We start from the raw sequence: 19,483 nt of genomic DNA on the forward strand, positions 1-19,483 counted from the left end.
ATGAGTGGAGCATGTGATTGAATTCAAAGGAGTTTCGAAACGATTCAAGGATTTTTCAGTTCAGAATCTCGATTTACAAGTTAAGAAAGGATTTGTTACAGGGTTTATTGGAGAGAATGGAGCGGGTAAGTCGACCACCATTAAAATGATCATGAATTTGTTAAAACCCGATTCAGGTGACATCAAGGTTTTTGGATTGGATTATCATACTCATGAAAAAGAGATTAAGGAACGAATCGGCTTTGTTTACGATGCTAACGTTTTTTTCCCAGGATTGAATTTAAAGGACATCAAACGAATTGTAGCACCTGCCTATAAACGCTGGGATGACCGGCTTTTTGAGCAATATATTGAGCAGTTTGGTCTGCCGCTGAATAAAGCGATCAAAACATTCTCAAAAGGGATGCAGATGAAGGCGTCGCTTGCGATTGCGCTGTCGCATCATGCAGAGCTGATTATCATGGATGAACCAACTGCTGGTTTAGATCCGGTTTTTAGAAGAGAGCTGCTCAGCACGTTACAAGAATTGATGATTGATGGAAATCGGACGATCTTTTTCTCGACGCATGTGACGACTGATTTAGACCGGATTGCGGATTATATTGCGTTTATACAAAATGGAAGATTGGTGTTTCAACAGTCGATTCATGAAGTGGCAGAAAGTTATGCGCTTGTGAAAGGAAGCCTAGAGTTATTGGATCGAGACACAGAAAAGGCCTTTGTCCATATCCAGCGTACAGCAGCCGGGTTTGAAGCATTAACGGATCGGATTGATGAAGTAAAACTTATTTTTGGGGATGCTGTTGTGATTGAACCGGCGTCGCTTGAGGATATCATGTTTTATTTGAAAGGCGGGGTTGCGCATGTTTCATTTAATTAAGCGTGATGTGATTTTGCAAAAGAAGCAGTTACTTATTTTTATTCCGTTTATCTTATTTTTTATTTTCATGGATGTCCATCCAGTATTGACGTTTCTAGTCGCTAGTGTCTTCATTCCATTTAACACATATGCGTATGATGAAAAGTCAGAAACGAATATTCTATTAAACTCCTTGCCCTATACACGTAAAGAAATTATCGCATCACGTTATCTTGGCGCCATTTTCTATATGAGTATTGCGATCGTGCTGACAAGTGCTGCATTATTTGTTTTTGGGAAGCTGTTTTCGCTGTCAGATATTGCGATTGGCAGCGGGTTGTTTTTATTGTTCGCGGCGTGTACGTTTCCATTGTTTTATATCTTAAAGCCCGGTTATATCACAACGGCAGTGATCATTGGCTTTATCGTATTATCTGCTATGGGACCGCCTGTTGTTCTCTATTTAGCAGAGCAATTCAGTGGGATCACTGATTTTATTATGAATTTGTCGATCCCTATGTTATATACGGGGTCAGCTGTGCTGATTATGCTTTTCTACCTGCTGTCTTGGGGGCTTTCTACTGCGATTTACCAGAGGAAAGTGTTTTAATTCAGATGATCATATCATTTATCGAGAATCATTCATTTTGAGGCAGGACTTTCAAAATGGATGATTCTTCTTTTTTGAATCAAGGGAAATTGACATACATTAGAAAAGAGGTTATGATTACTTAACATAATGTTAATTATTTTTAACATTATGTTAAGTAAAGTATCCTTCAAGAAAGGAATTTGAAATGGAGATTAAAAATAGAATCAAGGTGTTACGAGCTGAAAAAGACTGGACACAAAAGGATTTGGCAGAGAAGTTAGGTGTGACTCGTCAAACAGTGGCAGCGATTGAAAATGGTAAATATTCTTTGTCTTTAAAACTAGCATTTCAAATTGCTAGAACATTTGAAGTTGATTTGTATGATGTTTTTCAAGAGGTCGACAAGGAGGAACAACAATGATGACGACGATCATTCTTTATTCTTTGATTATCCTTTCTGTTATAAGCACGGCCTTTCAATTTAAGAAAAGTCGTGAATATAAACATGATGAACGAGGTCAATTTATTTTAGCGAAAGCAGGAAGTTTTTCTATTATAGGTATTGCCATAGCCTATATATTGGTTGCTGTTATCCAAGCTTCGGTCCATCAATTCTCATCTCCAAGAGAATGGTTTTATATAGCGATTACGTTTATGTATGTATCAAGTGTTTGCGCAAATACAATCGGTATCATCTATTGTGAAAGGAAATATTAATTCATCGCTGGATGTAAGCTAGAGTTCTTCATCATGAAGGGAAGAGAAAAACCAATGAAAAAAATATTGAGAATCATGTTGATATCTATATGTACTCTTATCACGGTCATGGTTGTTTTTCTAGCTACTGTTTATTTTGTAAACCTCATTAGTAATGAAAGGGAGAAGGGGAAAATAGAAGATTATGGGCAAAAGGTTTTGGTGGACGGGAAGCAGATGAATGTGCTCATTCAAGGCGATGGGAAAGAAACGATTGTACTTCTCCCGGGCTATGGAACTGCTTCACCCGTGCTGGATTTTATGCCGCTAGTAAATGAATTATCACCATATTATAGAGTCGTAGTGATTGAACCATTTGGATATGGTTTAAGTGACGATACAGATAAAGTACGCACAAGTCAAAACATTGTAGATGAGATTCATGAATGTTTGCAGAAGCTCAACATTAAAAAGTATACGTTGATGGGGCATTCGATTTTTGGCATTTATGGATTAGAATATGTAAATCAATATGAAAAAGAAGTGAAAGCATTTGTTGGAATTGATAATAGTGTTCCGAAGCAGGAGGATTCAGATGAATTGCCAGTCTCCAGCTTGCAGCTGCTTCATCAATCCGGTTTTTACAGATTGATAGTGAAAATGAATCCAGATCAACTCGTGATGCCTAACGTGGATGATCAAACGAAAGATCAGATTAAAATGCTGACCTTCCGAAATTTCTTGGATGAAAGCCAAGCTAGCGAGGCAGAAAACATCACGAATAATTTTAATAACGCTCAACGCTTACATTTCCCTAAGAATCTCCCTGTTGTTTTCTACCTAGCGGATGAAACGGAGGAAGAAACACCAAGCTGGAAACCGATGCATGAAGATCTTCTGAAAAATGTAGATCACGGAAAAGTTGTTACTTTCGAAGGCGGCCATTATTTGCATCATACGAAATCTAAGGAAATAGCAGCTGATTTTAGAGAATTTCTATCTATCAACGAGAGTCACCGATAGTGAGGGATTCTGGTGGGGCTTCGGCATTGCCGATGTTCAGTTTGAACTCGAGAAGACCGTGTGAGCGGTCTTTTTTTATTTTATATAAAGAACCGATATTGACAGTTTATCATGTAGTGGATTAAAATACATACCAACGGTCGGTATGTAAAGGGAGGCGTTTTAATTGGCCAGAAATAAATATCCAGAAAAGACGATCCAGCAAATTTTAGATGTGTCGACGAAACTGTTTCAGGAAAAAGGATTCGAAAAGACAAGTTTGCAGGATATCATACATGAATTGAATATGTCTAAAGGGGCTATTTATCATCATTTCAAATCAAAGGAAGAAATATTACGTGCCGTGATGGAGAGGCAATTTCGCCATGCGACTAAGAAACTTGAAGATTTGATTGAGCATACAGAGGCAGCGCATGCGAAAGAGAAGCTGCAGCGTATTTTAGAGCAGCTTGTGGCAGATCCACAATCTCATTCGATAGATGGGATCTTGGTTGACCAGATCAAAAACCCGCAATTTGTGGTGGAGGGAATGAAGGCAGGCGTAAATCAGGATGCGCTTAAAATCAAACAGCTGATTCTTGAAGGGATTGAGGATGGTTCGATAACGACTGCTTTTCCTGGTGAAGTGGCAGAAGTGTTTATGCTTCTCGTGAATATATGGCTGAACCCAACGCTATTTGCTCGTGATCAGCAGGAAACTAGTCAGCGTTTGCTGTTTTTACAACAGATGATGAAAGGGCTTGGAGTGGATGTGGTGAGTGATCTATTCATTCAAAAGGTCACAGCGCATTATGCTGGGATTGGTGGATATGATCAGTCTGAAATCTAACTGGTCAAATAAGAGACAAAAGGAGAATTCATTTCATAGGAGGATGCCTTATGCTTCACTTCATAAAACTAGAGCTGAGAAAAAGTCATATGAAAAATTACATTCAAGCTAGTATGATCGCAAGCATTGTACTGCTGGTGTTTATCTATTTTGCAGCGTTTGCTGCACGGGTTGAACAGGAAATAGGTTTTCAGCAATATCCGAATATCTATTTGTTGACCAGTATAGTATGGATGATCTTTTTTTCGATCGTCACAGCATGGATGTATTGTCGAGTAGTGGTGAATACATTGAAAGAACATGAAGCTTATTCACCAAGTTTGAAAGCATCACTCCTTCCGAGAATGGTCTGGATGCTGTGTTTTTCTACGATTGCTATGCTGTGTAGCATCATTCCTTCATTTATTGTGTTTAGTGTTACTGAAACGTTCTTCCCTATCGTTCAGGATGCGCTGACTGCTGATGTGATGTTCAATGTGATCAAAACGTACCTAGTGTTTACTTGCTGTATTAATGGTATTGGCATGATTGCGATGAGAGTGGGATTAATGAAGAAATCTACCTTCATGACGATCATGACTGCGATTGTTCTATGTGCTGTTTTAGGAAACGTATGTATCGCAGTTGATGGAAATGATCAAATGAATGTCATTTTGTCAGGAGTCATGGTCGTAGCTGTTCTGATTGTAATGTTGGAATTGTGGGCCAGTATCACCCGGCTTCAAGCGAGATAAGCCACGATGAAAAAGGAGGGAGACATGTGGAGCATACGGTTCAAATTGAAGAATTGGTCGTAGAATTATCGCTTGATTGGCTGCTCGGAGAGGTGCGTATCCATCACCATGATCATCCTTATCTCATCATTCGTCAAACGACCGATCAAGTCTTTCCAAAGCGCTATTTGCTGCATCATCAGGTAAAAGATGGGCGGCTGGTCATTCAAGATAGACGAAAAAGAATATTCAGCTTAGGACTGCACCTTTATCAAACAGATCTCACTATTTATCTTCCGAAAAATCAAATACAGACTATGTCCATTCGTTGTAAAGGAGCAAATCTTCAGGCAGAAGGGTTGGGGGTGGAAAATGTCTATGGTCATTTAACTTCTGGAAAGACGATGCTGTCAGGTGAAATCAAGCATCTTCTTTTAGAGACAGTTGGTGGACTTATTTCTAGCCGGCAGCTGGCCGCGCAGACATTGTCATTGCACGCCACATCGTCAAAAGGTGAGTTGACGGGTGCTTTCTCAGAAGTTGATCTGCATGTAACAGGTAGAAGGATACAAATTCATTCTACAAGCATGCTACATTCACTTAAGTCTATTTCAACTGGAGCATATGTCAAAGTGGCGATTCCAGAAAATGATGGGTTTACTTGTTATGTAAAGAAAAGATCTGGCACTTTTCAGAATGACTTTCTTTGTTATCGAGAGCAGAAAAACTTGGTGCATAAGAATGGACAAAGATCCTTTGAGGTTGATATAAGAGGTGGTCATTTTCTATTAAGTCATCAGCATTGAAGTAACTTTCTTCCCTTGATTCAATATATCAATATAAAACAATTTGAAACTCTTTTTATGTCAGAATATTTTGTTAATAGTGTTTTCCTGAAAAAAACAATTGTTTTTTAAGGGTAGATTTATTATGATAATATACATCGAAAGATTGATGTTTCTCAATCAGAATGAAAATTCTGATTTTTATTTTTTATGTTGTTTGTTGATGAGGGGGAAGAAAAGTGGCTCAAAAGGAATTAAAGAGAGGGTTAAGTGCCCGCCATATTCAAATGATCGCTCTTGGCGGCACAATCGGTGTTGGCTTATTTATGGGGTCAGCGAAGGCCATTCAATGGACAGGTCCATCGGTTCTTCTAGCATACGCAGTGTGTGGTATTTTTATCTTTTTTATTATGCGAGCGATGGGAGAAATGTTATATCTTGAGCCGAGTACAGGGTCGTTTGCTACATTCGGGCATCAATATATTCATCCGCTTGCAGGGTATATGACGGCTTGGAGTAACTGGTTCCAGTGGGTCATTGTCGGAATGTCTGAAATTATTGCTGTTGGGGCTTATATGAAATATTGGTTCCCAGAGCTGCCTGCGTGGATTCCAGGGTTAATTGCGATGATCATTTTAGGAGCGGCCAACTTGATTTCGGTTAAGTCGTTCGGTGAATTTGAATTTTGGTTTGCGATGATCAAAATTGTGACGATTATCTTGATGATTGTTGCAGGTCTAGGCATTATTTTCTTCGGATTTGGAAATGGCGGGACGCCTATCGGCTTGTCTAATCTGTGGGCTCACGGCGGGTTCTTTACAGGTGGATTTACCGGGTTCTTGTTTGCATTGTCGCTCGTCATTGCTGCCTACCAGGGTGTTGAGCTGATTGGGATTACAGCAGGTGAAGCACAAAATCCAGAAAAGACGCTGACCAATGCCATCAAAAGTATCATCTGGCGTATTTTGATTTTCTATATTGGTGCGATCTTTGTCATTGTGACTGTGTATCCATGGGATCAGCTGAATACGCTTGGCAGTCCATTTGTGGCGACGTTTGCGAAGATCGGAATTACAGCAGCGGCTGGTATTATTAACTTTGTTGTGATTACAGCAGCGATGTCAGGCTGTAATAGTGGTATTTTCAGTGCGGGCCGTATGCTTTATACATTAGGTGTAAATGGTCAGGCGCCTGCTTTCTTTACAAAAATTTCGAAAAATGGTGTACCGTATTTTGGGACATTCGCTGTGCTGATTGGTCTAGCGATAGGAGTTGTTCTGAATTATGTTTCTCCGCCAAACATTTTCGTCTATGTGTATAGTGCGAGTGTTCTTCCTGGGATGGTGCCTTGGTTTGTCATTTTGATTAGTCATATTGGCTTCAGAAAGGCGAAGGGAGCAGCGCTTGATCAGCATCCGTTCAAGATGCCGCTAGCACCGTTTTCTAACTATCTTACAATCGGATTCTTAGTAATGGTACTTGTGTTTATGCTCATTAATCAGGATACGCGTATTTCTCTTATTGTAGCAATTGGGTTCTTGATTTTAGTGGCGCTTAGCTTTTTTGTATTTGGAATTGGGAAACGGAAACCGATTGAAACAGCTTCTTCTGATCAAACGGTGAAATAATCAAAAGCCTTGCGGAGTGGACCGCGAGGCTTTTGTCGTTTACAGAGAAGATTTGACACGCTGAAAGACATCTGGATAGTTGGTGAAAAGACCGGTGACGCCGTATTGCAGAAGACGTGTCATGTCTGCTTCGCTGTTGACCGTATATGGATGAAGGAGCAGTCCGTGGCTTCTGACCTGCTGGACGTTTTCAGGTGTTAAAGCTCTAAAATTCGGTCCGACTCCCACGGCGTACGTTTTAATAAAGTCGAGCTGATCGTCTGTGATGGATGTCATTTGGGCTCTGTCTAATAGCTGTACTTTTGGAAGGCGCGGAGCTAATTTCTGCAGCTTTAGCAGGCTGTCTTGACTAAAGGATTGTATGATAACCTGCCCTTTTCTTGTGTGTTTCCCAAGAAGATGATGTTTCTTTAAGGCGGCCAATAGTTTTTCTTCCATTTGCGGATAAAGGTCTGGTTTTTTTGTTTCAATATAATAATTCTCTCGTTTTCCGAAATAGCGCAGCACCTCATCTAATGTAAGGACTCTCTGTCCGATATAGTTGGCATTTTGTCTGTCGGGATTGGCTTCGTTAAACCATGTGCCCGCATCAAGCTGTTTGATTTCGGCAAGTGTGAGGTCTTTGACCCACCCTGTTCCGTTTGTGGTCCGGTCAACGGTTTCGTCGTGCATCACGATGAGATGTCCATCCTTTGTCATTTGAAGATCGAGTTCGAGGTAATCTGCATTCATCTTTGTGGCGAGTTTATAGGAAGCCAGGGTATGCTCTGGTGCATACCCTGATGCTCCGCGGTGTGCAACGGTTAAGATGCGATCTGGAGATAAAAGATGTTCATGAGCCGATATGGTGGCCGGCACCCACGCAAAAGACAGTAAAGCAAAAGAGAGCAACACGAAAGCAAGTAATCTACTTTTCTTCATATTTTAACCTCCTTTTACGGTAACTGCCTCCATCATAAGAAATAGATGTAAAGAGCATGTTGGGTGGATATGAATCTTTTATGTGATTTTCATTAAGCTTGCTCTACGCGTTTTCCTGTATTCCATGTCATCGCGAGGAAAACAATCGCAAGCACACAAGAACCAACCAGTAAAATGAAGCCTCCTGTCCAGTCATAGTGATCGACGACGACACCCATCAAGGCATTGGCAAAGGCAGAGCCGCCAATGTAGCCGAAGAAGCCTGTCAGTCCGGCAGCAGTGCCAGCTGCTTTTTTCGGAGCGAGATCAATGGCTTGAAGTCCAATGAGCATGACCGGTCCGTAAATCAAAAAGCCGATGCTGATGAGGGCAATGTTATCGACCATTGGATTGCCAGCAGGATTTAGCCAGTAAACGAGAACAGCAATTAACACCCCGACCATAAAGATGACGCCAGCTGGTGCGCGGCGGCTTCTAAAGAAGCGGTCACTGATCCATCCGCACAATAATGTACCGGGAATGCCTGCATATTCATAAAGAAAATAAGACCAGCGTGAATGCTCTGGTGAAAAGCCCTTCGCTTCTGTTAAGTAGGTCGGCGCCCAGTCAACGACACCGTAACGGACGAAGTACACAAACACGTTGGCAATGGCGATATACCATAGGAATTTATTGTTGAGTACATATTTAAATAAAATCTCTTTCACTGTTAATTCTTTTTCTTGATCCTCATATTTTTGTGCCGGATAGTCATTTCGATATTCCTCGATTGGCGGAAGACCAGTGGATTGCGGGGTATCCCGTACGAGAAGAATGATCACGAAGGAGACGATAATGGCAATGATGGCAGGGAAGAAAAAGATACTTTTCCACGTCGCAAACAGCACAATTCCTAATGTGATAAGCGGTGCAAGAATCCCCCCGCCGATATTGTGAGCGACGTTCCAAATGGACATTTTCGTACCACGTTCACTAACCGAAAACCAGTGCGCCATCGTACGTCCGCATGGCGGCCACCCCATACCTTGAAACCAGCCATTTAAGAACATGAACAAAAACATGATCCATACACTGGATGTGACCCACGGAAATGAGACAAATAGGATATTGATAAGAGCTGATAAAAAGAGTCCGGCAGCTAAAAAGTATCTGGGGTTACAGCGGTCTGAGATCATCCCCATGATGAATTTACTAAAGCCATAAGCAATGGATACGGCTGCGAGTACAAAGCCTAATTCACTTTTCGTGAACCCCTCTTCCTGTAGATATGGAATGGCAAAAGCGAAATTTTTGCGCAGCAAATAGTAGCCCGCATACCCGATAAAGATGCCTAGAAAGACTTGCAGCCGCAGCCGCTTATAGGTCTCGTCTGTTTTGGCATCATCAAGCCTGTCGATATGCGGAGCAGGTTTAAACCATTTGAACATAAAGATCCTCCTTTTGTAGATGTCCGATTGACTGAAGCAAAAGTACGAGAACTGCTTTTGATCCTGTACCTTTTCAGAGACAAAAGAATTGTTAGCGCTTTCTTTTGTACTCCCATCATATCGGATGGAAGAGACGTTTATGATGAGGCTTTTGTCATAAATTTGGAAAAATGGTTCGTGAAGTAACAAAAAAATCCGCACAATGGCGGATTTTTTCTTAGCTGTTACAGAGACACATTAATTTTCGCAGATTTCTTTAGTTTTTCAATTTCTTTTTGTACTTCTTTCTGCTTTTCTTGAGATTCTAGCTGTTTTTTAATTTGTGATTTAACCTCTTTGTATTCTGGTGCTTTTTGCTTTTGTTTTTTCATTTGGTCTGCGTATTGGTCATAGTACGCTTTGACGTCTTTCTCAGAGACGGAGGCTGATTTGATTTCTTTGTCGACATATTGGCTGTACTTGATGCTGTCGGCAATGTCACTTTTCAGCTGATCCAATGTAAGTCCGCTCTTTTTCAGTGCTTCTTCGAATTGAGCGTTGTCTTTAAACTGTTTCTTTTCTTCCTTTAGCTGCTTATCTACTTCTTTGTCAGAGGCTTTGAAGCCCTTCTTCTCAGCATCTTGCAGGATGAGCTCTTGTCCTACGAGCGCATCAATGGTTTGTTTCTTGACTGCTTTCTCGCCTTCTTTAGAAGTTGGGTCTTGCCCGGACTGCTGAAGCTGGCCTTGGATGGTAGATAAGGCGCTATTGTATTCACTGCCTGTGATTTTGTCTTTGTTGACGGTCGCAACGACCTTTTGATCATCGATTTTTTGTGCATCTAATTTCTTTTGCATTTCTTCCATTTGCTTTTGCTGCTCTTTTTGATCAGCCTGTGTTGTTTCCTTGTTTTTGGCTGCATCGTTTTGCTTATCTTGTTTGGCATCGTTTGACGAGCAGGCTGCAAGTCCAACAGATAACAAACAAGCGATGAGTGTGTATGAAACCTTTTTCATCATTTTCTCTCCCTTCGGTATGAGAACATCTAGTGCGCATTCTAACCGTTTTTTAGGAAAAATAAAACCGTACAGACGATTTGTTAGCGGATTGACATGTTTTTTATCTGTTTGTCCTCATTTTGTCTTCTCATAGTCATCATATGACAAACTTAATCGTGGAATAACTGTTCCATCACTTCATCGATTTGGGTGATCGGCTGGCGGCAGCTATAGTTTTCACAAATATACACGGTGGTGCTGCCGTCGATTGTTTTGTAATCTTTTGCAAATGGTGCGAGCTTGGCTAAGTCATTTCCTGTTTCGGCGGTCAAAATGATATCAAATGGCATAAATCGTTTCCGAAGCGCCTGTAAAAGCCGTTCTTTTTCCGGATCTCCGTTTTTCCCAAGAATGATGATTTCTCTTTTTGCCGCATATTGACTCAAGAGCCCTTGCAGAAACGCTGTGTGTCCGCTTGGGTAGGAAGAGACATCGACATAAAAGGCTTTGAACATCTGTTCTAATGTTTTCAGCCAGTCTTGACGTCCAGTCATTCTGCTTAGTTTAAGAAGCTGGTGAAGTGCGGTGCTGTTACCAGAAGGCATGGCACCGTCGTACACTTCTTTTTCTCGAACGAGGAGCGCTTCCGCATCTGAACCTGAGAAGAAAAAGCCCCCTTTTTCCTTGTCCCAAAACAGCTCAAACATGTTCTCCGCAATGGCTGTGGCTTTTTCCAGCCAATCTAATTCAAAGGTCGCTTCATATAAAGACATATACGCTTTTAGCATATGCGCATAATCCTCGATAAAGCCGAGATGCTTCACGTCACCTTCTCTGTAGCGGACCATGAGCCGCTCATGTTGAACAAGATGTGTTTCTAGAAAAGACATCGCCTGCTGCGCCATAAGAATCGCTTCCTCTGAATCAAAGACCCTTCCTGCTTTGGCAAGGGCTGCGATCATCAGCGCATTCCAGGATGTGAGCACTTTGTCATCTACAAGCGGCGCAGGTCGCTGCTGTCTGACTGATTGTAAAATATGCCGGGCTTCTTGCAGCTTGGATTGAAGGGTTTTATCGTCGATCGAAAAAGAGGCTTTGATGTCCTCAAATGAGGTGGAAATCGTATGGGGAATGTTCGCCCCTTCAAAGTTCCCCTCTTCTGTGATGTGATAGACTTCGCAAAATAAAGCGCCGAGCTCCTCCCCTAAATGGGTGATGATCTCATCTTTTGACCAGACGTAATATTGTCCTTCTTTCCCTTCAGAATCTGCATCTATCGCTGAATGAAAGGAGCCATCCGGATTCATCATCTCCTGTTTGATAAATTGAATCAGACGTTGGACAAGCTTTTCATATTCTGGTTTTGGAGTGAGCTGATATGCTTCTGTGTAAGCTTCCATCAGCAAGGCGTTATCATACAGCATTTTTTCAAAATGCGGCACAAGCCATTTTTCATCCGTCGAATAACGAGAAAAACCGGAACCAATATGGTCATATATACCGCCATTTGCCATCCCATCTAACGTTTTCGTGACTGCATACAGCGTATTCTCCTGCCCCGTCCATTCATAATAGCGCATCAGAAATGAGAGCATATGAGGTGCAGGAAATTTTGGTGCGGAGCCGAATCCGCCATACAGCGTATCAAAGCTGCTCATGAGCTGATAATAGGCTTTGTGAATTGCCTCTTGAGACAGCGTATTTTCTGTCTGCCCTGCTGCTTTAATCCGCAGATTATTTGTCGCTTTCTCTGCCAATGATTCAATATGATCCCGGTCTTTATGGTACGCATCCAGCAATTGTGTCAGTGCCTCGATAAAGCCAGGGCGCCCGTATGCACTTCTCTTTGGAAAGTACGTTCCCGCATAAAAAGGCTTTTGATCCGGCGTGACAAACACGTTGAGCGGCCAGCCGCCTTGCCCCGTCATCATCTGACAAACAGACATATACATCGAGTCGATGTCTGGACGCTCCTCACGATCGACTTTGATCGAAATGAAATGCTCGTTTAAGATGTCAGCGACTTGTTGATCTTCAAAGCTTTCGTGTGCCATGACGTGGCACCAGTGGCAAGTGGCGTAACCGATGCTGACAAGCACAGGTTTATTTTCACGTTTGGCTTTATCGAATGCTTCTTGCCCCCACGGGTACCAGTGTACTGGGTTGTGGGCGTGCTGAAGGAGATATGGTGATTTTTCATGGATGAGCGGGTTGGGTGTTTGGTTGTTTGGCATGGGATCACCTTCCTTTCTAAATGTTTTTTAGTATTCTCTTTTCTCTATTTAATATATCAGATTGCTGTTGCCCGTCATCATTTGTCTCTGAGGTATTCCCAAAATGAAAAAAAATCAAGGGCTATACACCCTTGATCAATCGTAATGCTTTAACAAGATGGCTGAATTATGTCCTCCAAAACCAAAAGAATTGGATAGCCCATATTTCAATGGAAGCTCCCTCGCTTCTAATACAACATCTAAATTGCAGTCTGGATCTTGATTCTCTACATTAATAGTTGGCGGAATCATTCCTCGTCTCAAACTTTCCACTAAAGCAATGGCTTCTACTCCGCCGGCAGCACCAAACATGTGCCCAGTCATTGACTTGTTTGCCGTTGTTGGAATTTCACTTGAACGATCACCAAATAATTTCTTAATTGCTAGAACTTCTGAACGATCACCTACTTGTGTACTTGTTGCATGAGCACTAATAACGTCAATTTCATCTGTTGATATGTTTGCACTTCTCAATGCTTTTTTCATGGCTAAGTAGGCACCTTTACCTTCTGGGTGTGATGCTACCATATGATGAGCATCTGAACTAGCTCCGTATCCCACTACTTCACATAATATCGGTGCATCCCTAAGAATTGCGTTTTCTAATGATTCTAATACTAAGATACCTGCGCCTTCACTCATCACAAAACCATCTCTATCTGTATCGAATGGACGGCTGGCTAGGCTTGGCTCTTGGTTTCTAGTAGATAGTGCATGTGCGTTTCCAAAACTGGCCAAAGATATCTGTGAGATGGCAGCTTCTGCTCCACCGGCAAATATAATATCTGCATCATCGTTTCGGATCGCATTGAAAGCTTCACCAATAGAGGTGTTCCCAATAGAACAAGCTGTGACTGGTGACAATGATGGCCCTTGTGCCCTTAATCTTATGCTGATTTGGGCCGCAGCTGCATTTGAAATCATCATGGGGACAAGGCTGGGGCTTACTCTTGAGGGACCTCGTTTATCTAATACATTTACATTTTCGACAAGCGATTGGATGCCCCCGATTCCTGAACCAACATATACGCCTAAACGTTCAAGATCAACTTGATCTAACTGTAATTGTGAATTTTCTAATGCTTGTTCGGCTGCTGCTAAGGCAAACTGACTAAAGCGATCTAAACGTTTTGCTTCTTTTCTTCCCAATATTTTATCTGCATCGAAATCACGAACGATTCCAGCTATTTTTGTTTTATAATCAGTTGTATCAAAAGAATCAATGAAAGATATTCCCGATTGTCCTTTGATTAGTTGATTCCAAAAGCTATTTACATCATTTCCAAGTGGAGAAATAATTCCCATTCCAGTAATGACAACTCTTTTCATGATCATTCCCTCCTTGTTTTTATTAACTTTAGCCATTGTGTTATCCTATTACAAGTTGTTGTTTATCCTAGTATAATTAATAATATTTTAAAGGGAGATCTTCATGAAACCTGAAACAAGACTTCAAGCATTATCAGAATTTCTAAAAAACCAACGTTCGAAAATTACGCCCCAAATGGTTGGTTTACCTGTAGGAACCCGTAGAAGAACACCAGGATTAAGAAGAGAAGAAGTGGCTCAACTAGCCGGTGTGAGTCTTACTTGGTATACATGGTTAGAGCAAGGCAGAGATATAAAAGTATCTACTTCGGTATTAGATGCGATTTCTCGTGCATTACAATTAAATAACGATGAAAGGAGATATTTGTACGCTTTAGCGTTAGAGGAAGGAGTGAAACAATCCTTTATCATTGAGAATGAGAAGGAAATCAGTCCGGCCTTAGTGAAAATTTTGCAGGAGCTTCGTTATTGCCCAACGATTATATCTGATAGAAGAAGTCAAATTGTTGGGTGGAATCAAGCAGCAGCTAATGTATTTCTGGACTTTGAACAAATCATCCCGGCAGAAAGGAATATCATACGCTTACTATTCGCAAGAAAGGAATTTAAAAGTCTAGCCGTGAATTGGGAGCATTTTGTTAGAGGATATATTGCCATATTTAGAACGTATTATGGACAGTATGTGGCTGATGACTGGTATGAGCAATTTATAGAAGAAATGGAGCAGGCATATCCTGAGTTTCGTAAAATTTGGAATGAAAATGAGATCAGCTATGCGCCTGAAGTATTAATTGAATTTCGTCATGCTAAGGCAGGTAAAATGTTGTTTAACCTCACTTCATTACAAGTGTATGGGGATACTGATTTAAGATGCAGTGTCTATACTCCAGTTGAGGATACTGATACGGAGCTTAAGTTGAAACGTTTAATTGAAGGCTAGCTATTGTTTGGATGAAGTTATTATGGCTATTAAATATAAAATAGATCCTATGCCGTCAGTGATAAGTGGGCATAACCGATGCTGATAAGCACCGGTTTATTTTCACGTTTGGCTTTGTCGAGGTCTATTTGCCCCCCAAGCCTATAACGTTTCTGGTTAATGGTGTTTATACATCTCAATAGCATCTGTATGTTCTTTTAAAACGCTCATTGTTTTTGGATGTGGTTTATCATATATCAAAGGATAGTCGACTTCATCTAATTCTTGTTGGGTATGAAAAGCTAATCTTTCATGATCAAGTGAGAATTGAGCATCAATTCCTGTTTTGTTGCCGCGAGAGTCTAATCGAATCCATTTATTAAGTGATTGCAGAAATACTGCATTTAATGCGTGAATACAATATCCTTTATCTGGCGTATCGAACAACATTAACCGCTGATAGCAAAAACCTGTGGGTATTCCTTGTGAGCGCAACAGGGCAGCCAATAGGTTCGATTTTGCGTAGCAAATTCCCTCTTTATAAGTTAATACCTCTGATGCATGACAAGTCACTCGTTTGGATTGGATATCCCATGTATGGGGAATTTCATCTCGAACAAACTCAAAGGCTGCTTTTGCTTTTTCTATTTCTGTCTGCAAAGGGTTGAAAAGTTCATTTGATTTTGCTCGAATAAGAGGATGAGAATAATCAACTTCAGCTAGTTCACATAAATAATCATCAAAATTTTTAGATTCACATGTCAAGTTCATGATAGTGTCTCCTTTTCTCTATACTTTTACCGCAGGGGGTCTATTTCTTCACCAACACATATTGTAAGTTTTCTAACTCAAACATATCAATCAGTTCATCGATCCCTTTAAAATCAATATGTTTTCCAAACCGTTTTTTGCTTAGGTCAATTTCTACATCCAATCGATCATCCTTTTCTTCCGTTTCGAGTTCATTTAGACAAGAATAGATTTCGATGGTTTCTCCTTTTGAAAGCTCTTTTTCAATGAATTTAAAAAGTGCACGAAGAGAATGAATGATGTCTAATTCATAAACAAAAGGATGCGTGAATTTGTTTCTTACCGCTTCATAGACGGGATCTAGATCATCAATGTGAATGCCTTCGAAATCCTCTTCTGTTTCAAATACTTCTATCAAAAGTTCTTCTTTTTGATAGGTTTTTGGCTTTTTTTGTTTTTTATCAAAGATGTTGATATTGAGTTCAGAGAATGGTTTATAGGTTGGATTTTGACCAATGGTACCAAGCGGCAGTTCTTTGTTTGATCCAATATAATGCTGTAAAGTCATGGGCTGTCCTCTTTTCTTTCAATGATTTCTCGTTCGTTGATTATTTTCTTTTTATCAATAAATGGTGGAATGTGCAATTATTTTCACATACGTTCTCTACAAAAGAGAAGGACAAGTCGTTTGACTAAATACCTCTTAGGGTATACTATCTGTTCATAGGAATTCAATAGAAAGGGGTACTTGTGAATGGAATATAATCAGCAGATGAAGAATCGTCTTCGCCGGATTGAGGGGCAGATTAAAGGGGTTCTTGCGATGATGGATCAAGGAAAGGATTGCCGCGAGGTGGTGACGCAGCTGTCTGCATCACGCAATGCCATTGATCGTGCAATGGGTGTGATTGTGAGTACAAATCTTGAGCAATGTGTCCGTGAAAGTCTTGAACAAGGCAAGGATACGGAGGGTCTTGTGAAAGAAGCGGTTGAGCTATTGGTGAAAAGCCGGTAAGAAATTCTTCAGCCTTTGGAGGTTGACGGATTTTTTTACTTGTTATAATATACCCTTACCGGTATATGTATATATTTTTTATTTTATATATACCCCCAAGGGTAATTGAAAAAGGAGGAGCAGAATGGAAGAACAGAAAAAACGAACGACGATTGTGCTATTTAGTGGAGATTATGATAAAGCGATGGCGGCTTACATTATTGCCAATGGTGCAGCAGCCTATGATCATGAGGTAACAATTTTTCATACGTTTTGGGGGCTGAATGCCTTGCGCAAGGATGAATTGGTGCCAATGAAAAAAGGTTTTTTAGAAAAAATGTTTGGCAAGATGATGCCGCGCGGGGCTGATCGAATGGGCATTTCAAAGATGAATTTTGCTGGAATGGGCCCAAAGATGATTAAGCACGTCATCAAAAAGCACAATGCCATGACTTTGCCGCAGCTTATTGATATGGCGAAGGAACAGGAGATTAACCTCGTGGCATGTACAATGACGATGGACCTTTTAGGGCTGCAGGAGAAAGAATTATTAGATGATATTCAATATGCTGGTGTGGCGGCGTATTTAGCTGAGGCTGAAATTGGGAATGTGAATTTATTTATCTAGTGAGGTGTTAACACATGATTCAAACACTTTTGATCATCATCGTCATTGGTTTGCTGGTGAGCCGTTTTCTTCCTGTAAAGGGTATAAAACAAATTGATGCAGCCGATATGAAACCTCAATTGCGTAGGCAGCATCAACAACTGATTGACGTTCGGTCTCCTGTAGAATTTCAAACAAACCATATTAAAGGATTTCGCAACATCCCCTTACCTCAGCTAAAAGAACGAGCAAATCAGCTTGCGAAAGACAAAGAGGTTTATGTGATATGCCAAAGCGGGATGAGAAGTATGCAGGCAGCTAAAATATTGAAGAAGCAAGGATTTACACAAATTACGAATATCAAGGGTGGCATGAATGCTTGGCATTAAGTAAGTATAAAATATACCCCCACCCCTATATAAAGGAGGACATCACGTGCAGCAACCAACTGTCATTTTAGATGCAAAAGGATTGGCATGTCCGATGCCGATTGTGAAAACAAAAAAACAAATGAATGAGCTATTACCAGGAGACGTGCTTGAGGTGCAAGCTACCGATAAAGGATCAGCAGCAGATCTAGCGGCATGGTCAAAGAGTGCCGGCCACGAATTTTTAGGAACAAAAGTAGAAGGACAGGTGCTTCATCATTTGATACGTAAGGGTGGAGTGCAAGAGAAAGAAGGGGAGTCAATGATTTCAGAAATGCCTTTGAATACGTTCCAACAGAAGGTAAAAGAAGATCAATCTTTGTTTATTTTAGATGTACGGGAGCTAGATGAATACGAGGCAGGGCATATTCCAGGAGCTGTTCACATCCCTCTTGGAGAAGTCGAACACCGTGCAGAAGAATTGAGCCAGGATACGCTTATTTACCTCATCTGTCATTCAGGCAGAAGAAGTGAATTAGCCGCGCAAAAGTTAAAAGAAAAAGGATTTCATCAATTGATCAACGTAGTGCCAGGCATGAACAGCTGGACAGGAGAGATTGAAAAATAGGAGTTGAATAAAACGATGTCTGTAAAAGCAATGACAGCAGAACAGTTAACAAAAAAGATTATCAACAAACAGCCCATCTTTTTGTTAGATGTACGAAACGAATCAGATGTACAGGACTGGAAGATTGAAGGAAAAGCCGTTGATTATATCAATGTGCCTTACTTTGAGCTTCTTGATGGCGTAGAGGATATGGTCGAGAAAGTACCAACAGACCGAGAAGTGCTCGTTGTGTGTGCCAAAGAGGGCTCCTCTATTATGGTGGCGGAGATGCTGTCAGAGGCGGGCAGAACGGTCAGTTATTTACAAGGTGGTATGAAGGCATGGAGTGAGCATGTCGAGCCAGTGAAGATTGGTGATTTAAGCGGCGGTGGAGAGCTGTATCAATTTGTACGGATGGGCAAAGGGTGTCTGTCCTATATGATCATGTCCAATGGAGAAGCTGCGGTTGTGGATGCTGCTCGAATGACGGAGGTCTATATCGATTTTGCGAAAAAGCATGATGTTTCGGTGGCGCATGTGCTGGATACTCACCTTCATGCGGACCATATTTCTGGTGGGAAAAAACTAGCTGATCAGACAGGAGCTGCTTACTGGCTGCCACCAAAAGATGCAGAAGAGGTAACCTTTGAGTACAAACATCTTGAAGAAGGACAGCGGATAACGATTGGAACAGCTTCCATCGACATTCAACCCATTTATTCCCCGGGACATACGATCGGCTCAACATCTTTTATCGTAGACAATCAATTTCTTCTTTCAGGTGATATTTTGTTCGTTGATTCCATCGGAAGACCTGATCTCGCTGGACTGGCGGAGGACTGGGTAGGTGATTTGAGAGAAACACTTTATGACCGATATATGGCGCTTTCGAAAGAATTAATTGTTTTACCTGCGCATTTCATGATCATGGAAGAAGTGAATGAAGACGGAAGCGTTTGGAAGGAACTTGGCGTTCTATTTGAAGAAAATCATGGACTGAACATTGAAGACGAAGATGCATTTAGACAAATGGTCACGAAGAATCTTCCTGCACAGCCAAATGCCTATCAAGACATCCGGTATACCAATATGGGGAAATTGACTCCAGACGATGAAGAGCAGCGGGAAATGGAAATTGGTCCAAACCGTTGTGCGATTCGGTAATGTCCAATAAAATAAGAAAAGA

22 protein-coding genes are annotated in these 19,483 nt (G+C 41.1%); 15 read left to right on the plus strand and 7 right to left on the minus strand.

Annotation, left to right across the window (positions count from 1 at the left end):
• Positions 1-4 precede the first annotated feature (4 nt).
• The 9 genes from QR42_RS01140 to QR42_RS01180 all read left to right on the plus strand — a co-directional run bounded on the left by QR42_RS01140 (position 5) and on the right by QR42_RS01180 (position 7,125).
• The gene (locus QR42_RS01140) at positions 5-880 is read left to right on the plus strand and encodes an ABC transporter ATP-binding protein (RefSeq protein ID WP_039176080.1); all 876 of its coding nucleotides are present in this window, start codon (positions 5-7) and stop codon (positions 878-880) included.
• Positions 864-1,469, plus strand: a complete 606-nt coding sequence (locus QR42_RS01145) for an ABC-2 transporter permease (RefSeq protein ID WP_039176083.1) — start codon at positions 864-866, stop codon at positions 1,467-1,469. The genes QR42_RS01140 and QR42_RS01145 overlap by 17 nt, the downstream gene beginning before the upstream one ends.
• A gap of 187 nt (positions 1,470-1,656) precedes the next feature.
• Positions 1,657-1,872: a helix-turn-helix transcriptional regulator gene (locus tag QR42_RS01150; RefSeq protein ID WP_039176085.1), complete on the plus strand. Its 216-nt coding sequence runs from the start codon at positions 1,657-1,659 to the stop codon at positions 1,870-1,872.
• Positions 1,869-2,168 (plus strand): hypothetical protein, encoded by a 300-nt coding sequence (locus QR42_RS01155; protein ID WP_039176087.1) that lies wholly within the window; start codon positions 1,869-1,871, stop codon positions 2,166-2,168. The genes QR42_RS01150 and QR42_RS01155 overlap by 4 nt, the downstream gene beginning before the upstream one ends.
• A gap of 54 nt (positions 2,169-2,222) precedes the next feature.
• Positions 2,223-3,170: an alpha/beta fold hydrolase gene (locus QR42_RS01160; protein WP_039182952.1), complete on the plus strand. Its 948-nt coding sequence runs from the start codon at positions 2,223-2,225 to the stop codon at positions 3,168-3,170.
• Positions 3,171-3,366: 196 nt separating this feature from the next.
• Positions 3,367-3,999: a TetR/AcrR family transcriptional regulator gene (locus QR42_RS01165; protein ID WP_084096460.1), complete on the plus strand. Its 633-nt coding sequence runs from the start codon at positions 3,367-3,369 to the stop codon at positions 3,997-3,999.
• 50 nt (positions 4,000-4,049) lie between these two features.
• Positions 4,050-4,733: a hypothetical protein gene (locus tag QR42_RS01170; RefSeq protein ID WP_039176091.1), complete on the plus strand. Its 684-nt coding sequence runs from the start codon at positions 4,050-4,052 to the stop codon at positions 4,731-4,733.
• 26 nt (positions 4,734-4,759) lie between these two features.
• Positions 4,760-5,518, plus strand: a complete 759-nt coding sequence (locus QR42_RS01175; RefSeq protein ID WP_039176094.1) for a DUF4097 family beta strand repeat-containing protein — start codon at positions 4,760-4,762, stop codon at positions 5,516-5,518.
• A gap of 218 nt (positions 5,519-5,736) precedes the next feature.
• The gene (locus QR42_RS01180) at positions 5,737-7,125 is read left to right on the plus strand and encodes an amino acid permease (protein ID WP_039176097.1); all 1,389 of its coding nucleotides are present in this window, start codon (positions 5,737-5,739) and stop codon (positions 7,123-7,125) included.
• Between the two features lie 39 nt (positions 7,126-7,164).
• Here the strand turns inward: QR42_RS01180 and QR42_RS01185 are convergent, their stop codons facing one another.
• The 5 genes from QR42_RS01185 to fabF all read right to left on the minus strand — a co-directional run bounded on the left by QR42_RS01185 (position 7,165) and on the right by fabF (position 14,052).
• Positions 7,165-8,046 carry a glycerophosphodiester phosphodiesterase gene (locus QR42_RS01185; protein WP_039176100.1) on the minus strand — a complete coding sequence of 294 codons (882 nt, stop codon included), beginning with the start codon at positions 8,044-8,046 and terminating at the stop codon, positions 7,165-7,167.
• 92 nt (positions 8,047-8,138) lie between these two features.
• Positions 8,139-9,473: a glycerol-3-phosphate transporter gene (gene glpT / locus QR42_RS01190; RefSeq protein WP_039176103.1), complete on the minus strand. Its 1,335-nt coding sequence runs from the start codon at positions 9,471-9,473 to the stop codon at positions 8,139-8,141.
• A 224-nt stretch (positions 9,474-9,697) separates the two neighbouring features.
• Positions 9,698-10,468: a SurA N-terminal domain-containing protein gene (locus QR42_RS01195; RefSeq protein WP_039176104.1), complete on the minus strand. Its 771-nt coding sequence runs from the start codon at positions 10,466-10,468 to the stop codon at positions 9,698-9,700.
• 152 nt (positions 10,469-10,620) lie between these two features.
• Complete coding sequence (locus QR42_RS19750) at positions 10,621-12,684, minus strand: thioredoxin domain-containing protein (protein ID WP_039176107.1); 2,064 nt, start codon at positions 12,682-12,684, stop codon at positions 10,621-10,623.
• A 135-nt stretch (positions 12,685-12,819) separates the two neighbouring features.
• Complete coding sequence (fabF, locus tag QR42_RS01205) at positions 12,820-14,052, minus strand: beta-ketoacyl-ACP synthase II (RefSeq protein ID WP_039176109.1); 1,233 nt, start codon at positions 14,050-14,052, stop codon at positions 12,820-12,822.
• Between the two features lie 103 nt (positions 14,053-14,155).
• Between fabF and QR42_RS01210 the strand changes: the two genes are divergently transcribed.
• A complete protein-coding gene (locus QR42_RS01210; protein ID WP_039176112.1) occupies positions 14,156-14,992 on the plus strand; it encodes a helix-turn-helix transcriptional regulator in 837 nt (278 codons plus the stop codon).
• A gap of 156 nt (positions 14,993-15,148) precedes the next feature.
• Here the strand turns inward: QR42_RS01210 and QR42_RS01215 are convergent, their stop codons facing one another.
• Both QR42_RS01215 and QR42_RS01220 read right to left on the minus strand, forming a co-directional pair.
• Positions 15,149-15,742 carry a transglutaminase-like domain-containing protein gene (locus QR42_RS01215; protein WP_039176114.1) on the minus strand — a complete coding sequence of 198 codons (594 nt, stop codon included), beginning with the start codon at positions 15,740-15,742 and terminating at the stop codon, positions 15,149-15,151.
• A 40-nt stretch (positions 15,743-15,782) separates the two neighbouring features.
• Complete coding sequence (locus tag QR42_RS01220; protein ID WP_039176116.1) at positions 15,783-16,289, minus strand: hypothetical protein; 507 nt, start codon at positions 16,287-16,289, stop codon at positions 15,783-15,785.
• A gap of 186 nt (positions 16,290-16,475) precedes the next feature.
• Between QR42_RS01220 and QR42_RS01225 the strand changes: the two genes are divergently transcribed.
• From QR42_RS01225 to QR42_RS01245, 5 genes are all read left to right on the plus strand, one after another.
• Complete coding sequence (locus tag QR42_RS01225) at positions 16,476-16,736, plus strand: metal-sensitive transcriptional regulator (RefSeq protein WP_039176119.1); 261 nt, start codon at positions 16,476-16,478, stop codon at positions 16,734-16,736.
• 124 nt (positions 16,737-16,860) lie between these two features.
• Positions 16,861-17,343 (plus strand): DsrE/DsrF/DrsH-like family protein, encoded by a 483-nt coding sequence (locus QR42_RS01230; RefSeq protein WP_039176122.1) that lies wholly within the window; start codon positions 16,861-16,863, stop codon positions 17,341-17,343.
• Positions 17,344-17,357: 14 nt separating this feature from the next.
• Positions 17,358-17,711 (plus strand): rhodanese-like domain-containing protein, encoded by a 354-nt coding sequence (locus QR42_RS01235; RefSeq protein ID WP_039176124.1) that lies wholly within the window; start codon positions 17,358-17,360, stop codon positions 17,709-17,711.
• Positions 17,712-17,757: 46 nt separating this feature from the next.
• Positions 17,758-18,318, plus strand: a complete 561-nt coding sequence (locus tag QR42_RS01240; protein ID WP_039176126.1) for a sulfurtransferase TusA family protein — start codon at positions 17,758-17,760, stop codon at positions 18,316-18,318.
• Between the two features lie 15 nt (positions 18,319-18,333).
• A complete protein-coding gene (locus tag QR42_RS01245; RefSeq protein WP_039176127.1) occupies positions 18,334-19,461 on the plus strand; it encodes an MBL fold metallo-hydrolase in 1,128 nt (375 codons plus the stop codon).
• Positions 19,462-19,483 lie beyond the last annotated feature (22 nt).

Source organism: Bacillus sp. WP8 (assembly GCF_000800825.1).
GTDB lineage: Bacteria > Bacillota > Bacilli > Bacillales > Bacillaceae > Bacillus > Bacillus safensis.